This window comes from Nocardiopsis sp. FR4 (genome assembly GCF_009830945.1).
Taxonomy (GTDB): domain Bacteria; phylum Actinomycetota; class Actinomycetes; order Streptosporangiales; family Streptosporangiaceae; genus Nocardiopsis.
Genome location: NZ_VWVV01000003.1, coordinates 84,430 through 96,719, shown reverse-complemented (window position 1 = coordinate 96,719; position 12,290 = coordinate 84,430). Strand labels below are relative to the sequence as shown.

Genomic DNA, 12,290 nt, shown 5'->3' with positions numbered 1-12,290 from the left:
TGGCCGCGCCCCATCCGGCCCCACCAGGCCCCCGGCGGCTCCGCCGGGGAGGTCGGACGGGTAGCCCGCCGCGGGGTACCGGCTGGTGGTCGTGGTGCTGGACGCGTCGGACGGCCCGTGGCGGAGGGCCGCCCGGATGGTCGTGCTCAGCCACGAGCTGGGCCGGTTCTTCACCCCGGGCGAGTCGGTGTGTGTGCTCGGACGGCACCGGATCGCGGTCGTGGCGCCCGACGCCGGGGGGCTGGACGCACGGCTGGACGAGCTGCGCCGGGGGAGCGTCGGGGAGCACGGGGCCGCCCTCTGATCGGTGCCCCTGCCCTCGGAGGCGCGTCCGCGAGGGGAGGCGGGCGCGCCTCCCCGTCCTGTCAACCGGCCACCGGTTCAACCGAGGTTGAGACGTCCCCCGGTCGCGGCGAAGACCGCGCGCCGCAGGGGCGAGGCCGGCACCGGGCGCACGGCGGCGATCCGCTGCTCGTACCCGTCCGGCACCGGGGTGTGCCCGTGGGAGGCGGCACCGAGCCACGACTCGATCCCTTCCGGAGCCCGCGGCTGGTCGGGCGCCCCCTCCATCCGCGGGGTGCCCTCGGGACGCTCCCCGGCGTCGGAGGGAGCGTTCTCCACGGAGGCGTAGGGCGCGGCCGGGACCGACCAGGCCCCGACGCCCTCGGCGTCGTCCCCGTCGGGAGCGGTCGGTGAACCTCCCGGGAGGCCCGTCTCCGCGGTGACGGGATCCTCCCCCCGCGGCGGCTCCGGCGCGCGGGCGGCGGCGGGGGCGTCCGGTTCCACCGCCTCGGAACCGGCCTCCGGCGGGTTGGGGACGAGGGGCGCCGCCGGTGCCGCCCCGACCGGCGCGGAGGCGTCAGCCGCCTCGGGCCCGACCGGCCCGGACGAGGGGCTGCGTTCCTCCTGTTCCGCGCTCCCTTCGGTCGCTTTGTCCCGGTTCTCCTTCTCCTTGCGGGCCCGCCGGTCCGCGCTGAGGATCAGGAAGACGTCCGTCTCCTCGGCGTCCGGGTTGGGCGCGTCCGGCTCGCCCCACGGATTGACGGTCGCGGCGTCGGCGGGCCGTGGCGGACCGACCTCGCGGGGCTCCCGAGTGGGGCCGCCCTGGGGACGGGTGTCCCGCGGACCCGAGGCGCCGAACCAGGCACGCGCGGGCGCGGTGGCCGGACGCGGTTCGGGAGCGGGCGGCCGCGGGGGATGCGCCGCGGGCGCCGCCGACCCCTGGGGCGCGGCGGGTCCCGGCTCGGGCCGGGGCGGCTGCGGACCGTACTGCGGAGGCTGCTGGGGTTGTGGTGACACCGGTGGCTGCGGTGCGGGCATCGGCGCCCCGGACAGGAAGGCCTCGGCCACCGAGTCCTGGGCGAACGCGCGCGGCGGCGGAGTGCCGCCCGGCGGCGTCGGGGGTCGCTGAGGGCCCGCGTGCCCCGACCACGGTGCGTGGTTGGGGCCGGTGGGCTCGTGCGGTCCGGGGGGCTCCACGGCGTAGGGCGCAGGCGGGAACGGCCCCGGCCGCGGAGGCAGCTGGCCCGGAATACCGCCGGGAGGCGTGCCCTCCGGGAACCACGCACCGGCGCGGGGAGCCTGTTCGGCGGGTGGCTGCGGGCCCCTGGGCCCGGTGTGGCCGTACGGCTCCCGCGGGCCGCCGTGTGCGGCGTGGGGCCCCGAGGGCGCGGACCAGCCGCCCCGGGGAACGGCCTGCCCGCCCGAGGGCGCCTGACCGGATCCCCCCTGCGCGGCGTGCGGCCCCGAAGGGGTGGCCCATCCGCCCGACGGGGACCCCTGCGGAGCGGCCTGCCCGCCCGGGGGCACCTGGCCGGAGCCTCCCCGAGGACCGCCGTGCCCGGCGTGGGGACCCGGGGGCGCGGACCAGCCGCCCGGTTGGCCGGGAGGCCGCACCTCCGGCGGGGCGGTCTGCCGCCGCGGACCGCCGGGTTCCGGGTACCCCTGGGCCGGGGGCGGCCCCGGGAGGGGCCGCTGACCGCCGGGCGGTGTGGCTCCGGGCCCGTGGGGCGGGACGGCTCCCCGGTGCGGGGCGTTCTGGCCGGAGGCGGAGGCCGACGAGGGCCCCGGCGCGTCGGGGCGGCGCCCCGGGCCGGCGCTCCGGGCGTCGTGTCCGCCGGGCGCGGGCGTTTCCGGCCCGCCGTCCCCCGGCTGACCGTCGGCGGGGGCGCCCCGCTCGGTTCGCTGGTGCTCGTCCATGGCCTACTCCCCTCCTGCCGCGTGTGCTCCGCCGGACCCGGGCGCGGCGGTGCGGACCGCCCGGTCCAGGGCTTCGGCGGCCACCAGCTGGACGGTCCGGTGGGTGGCCTCGCCGATCAGGCGCGGACGCACCGCCGTACCCTGGGCCAGGTGCCGGTCGTGGGGCAGCACGATCACCCCCGCACCGCTCTCGGCGAGGATGCCGACCGTGCGCCCTACGTCCAGTCCGGGGTCCTCCCGGCGCCGCTCGTCGAAGACCACCACCACGGTCCGCTCAGTCTCCTCCGGCCGGCCGTCCCGGACCAGGGCGTCCAGCTCGCGGCCGACCCGCAGCGCGGCCTCACGGGTCGCGCGGACCACCCGGACCCGGGCGTGCGCCCCCTCGCCGACCGCCTCCACGAGGGCCCCGCCCGTCTCCCCCGCCACCAGGGTCACCCCGAAGAAACGCGAGATGGGCAGCAGCCCGGACACGTAGGCGTCGGCCCCGCCCGGATCGGCGCGCACGGTCCACAGGTGCTCGTTGACCTGGCCGAGGCTGGCGCACACCGACTCGAAGGTGGTGGCGTCCACCCCGTCGAGGTCGCCGGGCTCCGCCGCGCCGAGCCGTTCGGCCAGCGACGGCGTCCGCCCGGCGGCGTCCACCGCCAGGACCCGGTCGTGGCGGAAGTGCGCCAGCGACCGGGCGACCAGGGCCGCCACCACCGCCGCGTCGGCGCCGGTGCCCAGGTCGTCCACGACGATCCGGCGCCCGGTCGACGTGGGCCGCTGGAGCCGCCCGGCCAGCGCGATCGCGTCGGCCACCTCGTCCACGGGCCGGAACGGCCGCAGGAGGGCGCGGCCGAGGCGGCGCGCCCAGCGGTCGCCGGGCAGCGGCCGGGGAGCACCCGGCCCGGTCCCCGGCGCGGTCGCGGTCTGGGAAGTGTTCATCGTCCCCCCCGCTCAGAAGGTCGTGAGGAGGCGCTGGAAGGTTCCGAACGCCCCGATGGCCAGGGGCACCAGCACCACGACGGCGATCGCCTCCAGCCGGCTGGTGACGCCGCGCAGACGCGCCCGGACGTGTTCGGGCTGCTCGATGGACAGCACCACCGAGGGGATGGCCGCCACCGCCACCGCGATCCCCAGGGCGGCCCACACGCCCCACGGCGGCACCTGCGCCCAGGAGAACAGGAAGGCGACCAGCACCACCAGGCTGGCGGACACGAGGGAGGTCTTCTGCGCGATCAGCGGGAACAGCCGGGCCCGGCTGGCCACCACCACGGCCAGCACCACCGACAGGCCCGCCGTCCACCAGTCGAAGTGGGTGGCCAGGCCGATTCCGGCGGTGGCCGCGGCCACCGCGACCGACACCGTGGCGATGACCAGGCTGCGGTGCGCACCCGCCACCGAGGTGAGCACGTCGGTCCGGGCCACCGGTTCGCCGGAGCTGCGCTGGTCGTCCAGGGCCGCCAACCCGGAGAACATCAGCGCCAGCCGCAGCAGCAGGCTCAGCAGGATCACACAGGCCACCGCCATGATCACGGCCACCTGGTGGGTGGGCAGACCCAGCGCCGCGCCGACCGACCACACGGCGGCCAGCGCCAGCCCGACGCCGCCGCCGGTCAGACCGCCCCGGCCCAGGCCCGAGGTGAGCCCGAGCAGCAGCACGAGCCCGGCCACCAGGGCGGCGCCGCCGCCCCAGCGCACCCACTCGGGCCAGCCGAAGTGGTCGCAGGCCGCCCACAGCGTCAGGGCGCCGACCGCCGTGCCGCTGACCGCCAGCGCCGTGCCCAGGGGCTCGCGCCAGGCCGGTCCGATCACCGCGCCCGTCGCCGCCAGGAGGGCGGCGACCACGGCCAGCCCGACCAGGCCCCCGCTGCCGGAGAAGTGCTCCTGCGTGATCCAGGCGGCGCCCAGGGCGAGGGCCACCAGGGAACCGGTCGCGGTCCACCGGGCCGCCCGCGGGGTCCAGCGCCCGTGGTGGTCGTCCAGGGCCATGGAGACCGCCTCGGGCACCTCGTGCACCACGGGCGCGGGCACCGGCTCCTCGGCGCGGACCAGCCGCAGCACCGCCCCGTCGGCCACCTGGCGGTCGGCGAGGGTGGTGTCGCCGTCCAGGACGATCCCGGAGGCGGTGACCAGGTGGCGCAGCTTGGCCGGGTTCTCCACCTGGTCGCCGAGGAGGTCGAGCACCTCGGGCATGAGCGCGCCCACGGGTTCGCTGGCGGGCAGGACGGCGTCGACCCTGCGCTCCTCACCGACGAGCGTCACCCGGCTCCAAGCGGTCATTGCTTCCCATCCTCGCTGCTGCTTCTGCGGTGGCGCGGGGCCACGTCGTCGGGTCCGGGCCACCGCGTCCGGGCCCGCACCCGGGGCGGGCGGGTGCTCGGGAGGTCGCTCCGCACGCGCGCGAGCACCCGCGCCCCTAGTCGGGCACGTCGTTCACGGCGACGCGCTCCAGGTAACCGTGGCCGATCAGCCATCGCACGGTCGGGGCCGGGGGCACCTCGCTGAACCCGGCGGTGTCGAGGGTGAACCGGACTCCGCCGCCGGGCTGGTCCCCGGAGGCGGGCGCGCTGGTGGCGCTCACCTGGAAGGGGTGGATGACCCGGTAGCGGTGGTAGAGGTCCGCGCCGTCGGCGCCGGTGCGGGCGTACCCGGGCAGGCCGCGCTCGGCGAAGGGGGTGCCGTCGGGGAACAGGTAGCGTCCGCTCTCCTGGCCGAAGGCGTCCACGACGTCGCCGACCTCCAGGGTGTGCAGGTAGGAGCCGCCGCTGCGGCGTTCCAGGTTCTCGCGCACCTCGGTGACCAGCTCCGCGGAGGCCCCGGCGGTCTCGGCCTCCTCGGTCGCGGTCAGCACGGTGGGGGCGGGTTCGGTGGTGGCCAGCTCCTGGAAGAGCCAGCGGGCCGCCTCGTCCTCGGTGCGGAACTCCATCCCGGGGCGGCCCTGGTCGAAGTCGATGACGGCGGCGGACAGGTAGCCCTCGGCGTCCTGGGTGAGCAGGTAGTAGCTGTCGACGGTCTCGGGCTCGGGGCGGGGCTGCCCCGGCAGCACGTACAGGCTCTCGGGCACCCCCGCCTCGTCGAGTTCCGCGCGCAGGTCCTCGAACGTGACCTCGGAGCCGACCCAGTCACCGGGGATGGGCGGGACGGTGTTGCTCGCCGGTCCGGACGACGCCTGCTCCTGCTCGACCCTCTGGTTGACGAGCTGGTTGCTGACGAAGGACCAGCCGACGGTGGCACCGCAGATGACCGCGGCCAGGCAGGCGCTGATCGCCACCTTGCCGAGGTTCTCGTCCAGCCGGCGCCTGGTGCGCTGCCCGCCGAAGAGCACCGCCTCGCGCAGGCGCTGTCGGCGCACGGCGACGGACTCCAGCAGCTGACTGTCGTAGTCGCGTGCCAACCGTGCTCCTCACTGCTCCTCGTGGTGCCGTCCGTCCCGCCCGGGACCGGTCAGATGTTCTGGACCGCGGCGTTGGCGCGGCTCAGGGTCTCCTGCGCGGTGCTGTCGTTGGTCTCCAGGGTCTCGCGCACGAGCCGGATGATCTCGCGGACCTCGTTACCGGCGTTGTGCCACTTGAGCTCCTTGGCGCTGTACTCCTCGGAGACGCCGGTGGCCTCGAACTCGGCCATGGCCTGGCTGACGTCGGTGTCGTGCTCGCCGATCAGGGCCTCGAGCCGGTTCATGATGTTGTTGATGTTGCCCTGGGCCTCCTGGGAGGCGCCGAGGTCGTAGGCGTTGTTGCTCACGTGTGCTCCTCGGGGGTCAGCGGAACTTGGCGGCGTCGAAGTTGGCCGCGCCCATCTTCTGGTTGGCGTCGTCGGCCATGGTCTGGGCGCCGGTGGTGAACGCGGCGTTCATGCCCGACTGGCCCTCCTGGATGGAGCCCAGGCCGGCGCGCAGGTCCGCGGCGATGCCGTCGGCCCGCATCTTGAAGGAGTCGAAGGCGGCCTTGCCCGCGCCGTCGAACTTGCCGGAGAGGGGTTCCGCGGCCTGCACGAGCTGCTGGATGAGGTTGGTGAGCTCGTCACCGACGGTGGCGGTGTTCTGGGACAGGGTGTTCAGGGTGTTGCTGCCGATTTCCCAACGTGACAACTCTTCACCTGCTTTCCTGGGGGTCCTCACGAGGCTGTCGCCTCCCGCAGGGGAGGATGCGCGCGGCGTGCCCGCAGTTCGGAGGAGTTCCCGCGGCCAGACGACGGACTCGGTCCCGCCATTGAGGGAGGATCTGCATCATACAAGCGGCCGATGACGGAGAAACAGACACGTCACGCGCCTGTGGACAACGGGTGCGCACGGCATCCGGAACCCTCCCAGCCGCGGCCTGCGGCTTCGCCCCGGCGCGGCCCCGGTCCGCCCTCCACCGGGCCCTCCGCTCCGCGCGCTCCGCGCCGGGAACCGCGTGGCCGCATCCGGCCAGAACCCGCGTTCCCCCGCCTCCCCGGGGCCGGGGCGCCGGACCGCCCCGCCCTCCTTCGGTAGTGTTTGCCAGCCGGACGGTGACCGCGCCGGCGGCCGCCCCCGGGAAGGAAGGTGGAGTCCCCGTGAGCCACGACGTGGTCGCCCTGCTGGCCCAGACCCCCGCACGGCGCAGCCTCATCGACGCCCTGGCCGAGGCCGGGCCCGGGCTCCGGGTGCGCTCGGTCGCCGAGGGCGCGGTGATCGAGCTGCGCGACGACTCCGGCAGGCTCGTGGCCGCCATGCAGGCCGCGCAGCGGCTCGCCCTGTCCGCGGAGGCCGAGCGGCTGCTCGGCGAGGGCCTCGGCGACGACCTGCCCGCCCAGCCCTACTGGGTGGAGGCCCGCGGAGCCGAGCTCACCGACACCGACACCGCCGCGGTGGTGCGGCGCTTCGCCCGCCACCTGGTCGACCGGCACGGCGGCGCGTTGTGGGAACCCGAGCCCCGCCTGCCGCGCGACGACGACCGCCTCACCGGCGCCACCGACCACCCCGCGGTCAGCGCCCTGACGGAGAAGGCCTTCGTCGTCGTCCAGGACCGCCCCTTGGTCCCGCTCTCCGGATGGCTCGTCGACGCCATGGCCGCCTACGGCCGCGACGGCCGCCCCATGCAGCTGGTCACCCCCTCCGCCAGCCGCCTCACCCACGCGCTGCGCTCCCTGCTCGGCAAGCCCGGGGCGCGCTGGGTGGTGCGCGGCGGCGACGGCGGCCACTACGACGGCTTCTCCGGGGTGCCCCTGGTCTGGGACCCGGAGGCCGCGTTCACGGTGGACCGCGACGCCTCCGCCGGGGACGGGCCCCACGCCGACTTCCGCTGGTCCGGGGCGGACGGCGAACCCGGCACCCAGCTGCTGGTCGACCTCCAGGTCGTCCACCCCGCCAGCCGGGGCCTGCTCCTGGGCGGCGCGGCCGAGCTGCTGGCCGAGCACCTGGCGGGCGGCGCCCCCGCCCTGTGGGGCACCGCCGAACCCCTCACCCACGCCTGGGACCGGGGTCGGATGACCGAACTGTGCCGCCGCCGCGCGCCGGGGGCCACCTGGCTGGCCTTCACCGGCCAGCCGGAGGGCGTGCGCGAGGACGGCGTACCGGCCTTCGCCGGGACGCAGCGGGTGAGCACGGTCCCCGACGGCGTCCGCGAGGGCGTCACCTTCGCGGTGGGCCGCCCCCACGGCGAGGAGGCGGACCTGTCCGCGCTGACCGGCCTGGTCCGGGCCCTCACCGCCAACGAGGGCCTGCGCGGCATGACCGTGCGGCGCCTCCTGGGACGCGCCGACCTCACCTACGCCCCGCAGTGGTCGGGGGTGCCGACCCCGGTCGGCCTCGCGGTGGGCGTGGAGGGCGTCTCCTCGATGGGCCGGGACCGCGCCCTGTCCGCCCCCGTACGCGGCGTCCCGATCGGCCCGCCGATGACCCCCGCCTTCTGGTACCCGATCGGCGACGGCACCGAGCCGGACGGCTGGGACCGCTTCCACGACCTGATGGCCCACCTGCGGCCCGGGGACGCCTCCGCCACGTGACGGCCGCCCGCACGGAAAAGCCGGTTTGACACCGACTTCGATAGGGTTCTCTTCCGCGTACCGGCGTTGCTCCAGGCGGCCCCCGCCCTCGCCTTCCCGCCTCCGCGCCGAGAGAGGAAAGCCGATGAGTCTTCGCGTCGTGCACCGGCCGACACGGACCGTGCATCCCGCTCCGGCCCAGGAGGCCCACGAGGTGGAGGCCCCGCCGACCCTCCCCGACGGCAAGGCTCAGGGCAACCCCCTGATGACCATCCTGCCCATGGTCGGCATGATGGCGTCGATGACCATCATGATGGTCATGCGCAACCCGGCGTTCATCGCGCTGGGCGGCGTCGTCCTGGTCGTGGCCCTCCTCGCCGCCCTGGCCATGCTCTTCTCCCGGCGCGGCCAGGTCGGACGGCAGCGGCGCAACGAGCGCGAGCTGTACCTGCAGTACCTGGAGGAGCTGCGCGAGGAGCTCACCGGCTGGGAGCAGAGCACCCGCGCCCACGCCCGCCTGCTCGACCCCCCGCCCGAGGCGCTGTACGACATCGTCCGCGACCCCACCCGGCTGTGGGAGCGCAGGCGCAGGCACCGGGACTTCCTGAGGGTGCGCGTGGGCACCGGGCTGACCGAGGGCCGCCCCCTGCGGCTCGCCGAGCAGGGCACCGCCCTGACCCCCACCGACCCCTTCATGCTGTCCGAGGCCCAGGCCGCCATCCGCCGCTTCGCCTCGGTCCCCGAGATGCCGCTGACCCTGCCCCTGGACATGGCGGGCAACGTCAGCGTCATCGGCGAGCGCGAGGACGTCATGCGCCTGGTCCGGGCCCTGGCCGCCCAGTTCGGCGCCTTCCACGCCCCCGAGGACGCCGGGCTCGCCGTGTCCTACCCGCCCGAGAACGCCGACGACTGGTCCTGGCTGCCCTGGCTCCCCCAGGTGCTGGACCCCCAGCGCCGCGAGGGCGGCGCCGCGGTCCGGCTGATCGCGCCCGACCCCGGCAAGCTGGGCGGGCTGCTCGCCGACGAGCTGCGCTCGCGCACCGACTTCGCCTCCGAGGTCCGCCGCGGCATGGGCAAGCGCGAGGCCTACCAGATGATGCGGCGGTTGCTGGTCATCCACGACACCCACGGCGGGGTGGCCGCCGAGCTGGTGCGCCCCGACGACGCCGTGGACCCCGCCTCCCTGGGCGTCACCGTGCTGCACCTGGTGTCCCGGCAGGTCGACGAGCCGGGGGACGTGAACGTGCGCGTCACGGTCAGCGGCGACCGGGTCCGCGTCGAGGAACTGCGCGGCGCCGACCCGGTGGTGACCACCGGCACCGTGGACGACGTCTCCGCCGCCACCCTCACCGGACTGGCCCGGATGCTCGCCCCGCTGCGCCTGTCCCCGGAGTCGGTCGAGGAGACCGCCCAGGAGGGCGGCAGCGTCGACTTCCCCCAGATGATGGGGGTGCAGGACCCGGGGGCCATGGACGTGCAGCGGCTGTGGGCACCGCGCAGCGAGCGGGCGTTCCTGCGGGTGCCCATCGGCGTGGACGACATGGGCCAGCCGGTGATCCTGGACCTGAAGGAGTCGGCGCAGCTGGGCATGGGCCCGCACGGCCTGTGCGTGGGCGCCACCGGTTCGGGCAAGAGCGAGATGCTGCGCACGCTCGTGCTGGCGCTGGCCGCGTCCCACCCGCCCGAGCGGGTGAGCATGGTCCTGGTCGACTACAAGGGCGGCGCCACGTTCGCGCCCTTCGAGGACATGCCGCACGTGGCCGGGGTGATCACCAACCTGGAGGACGACGCCGCGCTGATCGAGCGGGTGTACGCCAGCCTGTCCGGCGAGGTGCAGCGCCGCCAGCAGGTGCTGCGCGACGCCGGGAACGTGGCCAACATCGGCGACTACACCTACAAGCGCGAGCACGATCCCAGCCTGCCGCCGCTGCCGCACCTGCTGGTGATCATCGACGAGTTCGGCGAGCTGCTGACCGCGCGCCCCGACTTCATCGAGCTGTTCCTGTCCATCGGCCGGATCGGGCGCAGCATCGGCGTGCACCTGCTCCTGTCCAGCCAGCGCATCGAGGGCGGCAAGCTGCGCGGCCTGGACACCTACCTGTCCTACCGGCTGGGCCTGCGCACCTTCTCCGAGGAGGAGAGCCGCACCGTCCTCAACACCCCGGACGCCTTCCACCTGCCCTCCCTGCCCGGGTTCGGCTACCTGAAGGTGGACACCAGCGTCTACCAGCGCTTCAAGGCCGGATACGTGTCCGGCCCCTACCGGGGCCCGGTGGCCGAGGAGGAGCCCGCCGAGGGCACCCCGTCGGTGCGCCGCTACACCGCCTACAACAGCGGCGGCGAGGAGTCCGCCGCCGTCGAGGCCGCGTCCGCCGCGGAGGACACGCCGATGCCCTCCCGCACGGTGGGCCCGACCCTTCTGGACGTGATGGTGGGCCAGTTCGGCCGGCACGGGGAGCGCACCCGCGAGATCTGGCTTCCCCCGCTGCCCGCCACGACCACCCTGGACCAGGTGGCGGGCGAACCGGAGGAGTCGGGCCTGGGCCTGCGGCTGCCGGGCGAGCACGAGCCGATGCGGATACCGCTCGGCCTGCTGGACGACGCCACCAAGCAGTGGCAGGGCGTGTGGAAGCTCGACCTGACCGCGTCCGGCGGCCACGCGGCCGTCATCGGCGGCCCGCAGAGCGGCAAGACGACCCTGCTGCGCACGCTGGTGCTGTCGCTGGCGCTCACCCACACGCCGGAACAGGTGGCCGTGTACTGCCTGGACCTCATGGGCGGCGGCCTGCAGTCCCTGGCGGCGCTGCCGCACGTGGGCGGGGTGGCGGTGCGCACCGACTCCGAGCGGGTGCGCCGCACGGTCGAGGAGCTGCAGGGGATGCTCGAACACCGCCAGGAGGTGTTCCGCGAGCGCGGGATCGACTCGGTGGCCCAGCTGCGCCGGATGCACGCCCGCGGCGAGGTCCCCGAGCTGGCCAGCGCCGACGTGGTGTTCTGCGTGGACGGCTTCGGCGCGCTGCGCAAGGACTTCGAGGACATCGACCCGATCGTCACCGAGCTGCTGCAGCGCGGCGGCGGGTTCGGCGTGCACGTGGTGGCGGGGATGCTGCGCTGGAACGACGTGCGCATCGCCGCCCAGTCCAACTTCGGGCAGAAGGTGGAGCTGCACCTCAACGAGGCCTCGGACTCCACCATCGACCGCAAGCTGGCGGAGACGATCAGCGCCAAGACCCCGGGCCGGGTGCTCACCGACGCCGAGCTGTTCGGCCAGGTGGCGCTGCCCCGGATCGACGGGGTGGCCGACGGCGACAACCTGGGCGAGGTCGTGGAGAAGGCCGTGCGTTCGGTGGACCAGGCCTGGCGGGGCAAGCGGGCCCCCCGGGTGCGCGTGCTGCCGCACCGGCTGTCCGTGAGCACCCTGCCCACGGCGGAGGCCGAGCCCGTGGCGGTGCCGATCGGCGTGGACGAGCGCGCCCTGGAGCCGGTCCTGCTCGACCTGTTCGACCGGGACCAGAACCTGCTGGTCCTGGGCGACGGGGAGTGCGGCAAGACCAACCTGCTGCGCCTGGTCGCCGAGGGGCTGGTGGAGCGCTACTCCTCCGACGAGGTCGTGTTCGCGGTGATGGACCCCCGCCGGACCCTGCGCAACGTGGTGCCCGAGGAGTACATGGGCGGGTACGCCAGCAGCCCGCGCGTGTGCGCGGGGCTCGCGGGCGGCGTGGCCAAGGAGGTCGAGGGCCGCCTGCCCGAGGACGGGGACGTGGACTCCATGGAGCCCGGGTCGTTCAAGGGACCGCGCATCGTGGTGATGGCCGACGACTACGACGTGCTCACCACCGCGGGCCAGAAGCCGCTGGCGCCCTTCGTGCCCTTCGTGCCCAACGGACGCGACATCGGTCTGCACTTCGTGGTGGCGCGCCGGGTGGCCGGCGCGGGACGCGGCATGTACGACCCCCTGGTGCAGGCGATGCGCGAGATCGGCACGAGCGCGCTGGTGATGTCGGGCGACCGCAGTGAGGGCCAGATCCTGCCGCGGGTGTACGCGGCCCACCAGCCCGCCGGACGCGGCAAGTGGGTGACCCGGGGCGGCAGCCCGAGGCTGGTCCAGACCGCGCTGCGCGACGTGCGGGGCTGACCGGAGCGGCCGGGAACGTCCCGGG

General features: G+C 75.5%; 9 protein-coding genes. 3 read left to right on the top strand and 6 right to left on the bottom strand.

All coding sequences use genetic code 11. The features are described from left to right. The first annotated feature begins 85 nt into the window (after nucleotides 1-85). Entirely contained in the window at nucleotides 86-304 is a 219-nt protein-coding gene (locus tag FYW95_RS05150) for a hypothetical protein (protein ID WP_160050049.1), read from the top strand. Between the two features lie 77 nt (nucleotides 305-381). On the opposite strand, the gene FYW95_RS05145 is transcribed toward FYW95_RS05150, so the two are convergent. The 6 genes from FYW95_RS05145 to FYW95_RS05120 form a co-directional block, all read right to left on the bottom strand. After that, nucleotides 382-1,299, bottom strand: coding sequence for a hypothetical protein (locus FYW95_RS05145; RefSeq protein ID WP_160050048.1), 918 nt, complete (start codon nucleotides 1,297-1,299; stop codon nucleotides 382-384). A gap of 903 nt (nucleotides 1,300-2,202) precedes the next feature. Then, nucleotides 2,203-3,126: an ATPase gene (locus FYW95_RS05140; RefSeq protein WP_159941641.1), complete on the bottom strand. Its 924-nt coding sequence runs from the start codon at nucleotides 3,124-3,126 to the stop codon at nucleotides 2,203-2,205. Between the two features lie 12 nt (nucleotides 3,127-3,138). Next, on the bottom strand, nucleotides 3,139-4,464 hold the full coding sequence (eccD, locus tag FYW95_RS05135; RefSeq protein ID WP_159941640.1) for a type VII secretion integral membrane protein EccD: 1,326 nt from the start codon (nucleotides 4,462-4,464) through the stop codon (nucleotides 3,139-3,141). A gap of 136 nt (nucleotides 4,465-4,600) precedes the next feature. Next, complete coding sequence (locus FYW95_RS05130) at nucleotides 4,601-5,578, bottom strand: TNT domain-containing protein (RefSeq protein WP_159941639.1); 978 nt, start codon at nucleotides 5,576-5,578, stop codon at nucleotides 4,601-4,603. A 50-nt stretch (nucleotides 5,579-5,628) separates the two neighbouring features. Beyond that, entirely contained in the window at nucleotides 5,629-5,925 is a 297-nt protein-coding gene (locus FYW95_RS05125; RefSeq protein WP_159941638.1) for a pore-forming ESAT-6 family protein, read from the bottom strand. 16 nt (nucleotides 5,926-5,941) lie between these two features. Further along, nucleotides 5,942-6,271, bottom strand: a complete 330-nt coding sequence (locus tag FYW95_RS05120) for a hypothetical protein (protein WP_159941637.1) — start codon at nucleotides 6,269-6,271, stop codon at nucleotides 5,942-5,944. Nucleotides 6,272-6,720: 449 nt separating this feature from the next. On the opposite strand from FYW95_RS05120, the gene FYW95_RS05115 reads away from it, so the two are divergent. Next, the gene (locus FYW95_RS05115; protein WP_159941636.1) at nucleotides 6,721-8,151 is read left to right on the top strand and encodes a DUF6177 family protein; all 1,431 of its coding nucleotides are present in this window, start codon (nucleotides 6,721-6,723) and stop codon (nucleotides 8,149-8,151) included. Nucleotides 8,152-8,275: 124 nt separating this feature from the next. Beyond that, nucleotides 8,276-12,265 carry a type VII secretion protein EccCa gene (gene eccCa / locus FYW95_RS05110; protein WP_160050047.1) on the top strand — a complete coding sequence of 1,330 codons (3,990 nt, stop codon included), beginning with the start codon at nucleotides 8,276-8,278 and terminating at the stop codon, nucleotides 12,263-12,265. Nucleotides 12,266-12,290: the final 25 nt, after the last annotated feature.

What these genes read in the sequence shown, in the direction of transcription:
- eccCa (WP_160050047.1), top strand. Translation starts at nt 8,276, where the DNA reads ATGAGTCTTCGCGTCGTGCACCGGCCGACACGGACCGTGCATCCCGCT.
- FYW95_RS05140 (WP_159941641.1), bottom strand. Translation starts at nt 3,126, where the DNA reads ATGAACACTTCCCAGACCGCGACCGCGCCGGGGACCGGGCCGGGTGCT.
- eccD (WP_159941640.1), bottom strand. Translation starts at nt 4,464, where the DNA reads ATGACCGCTTGGAGCCGGGTGACGCTCGTCGGTGAGGAGCGCAGGGTC.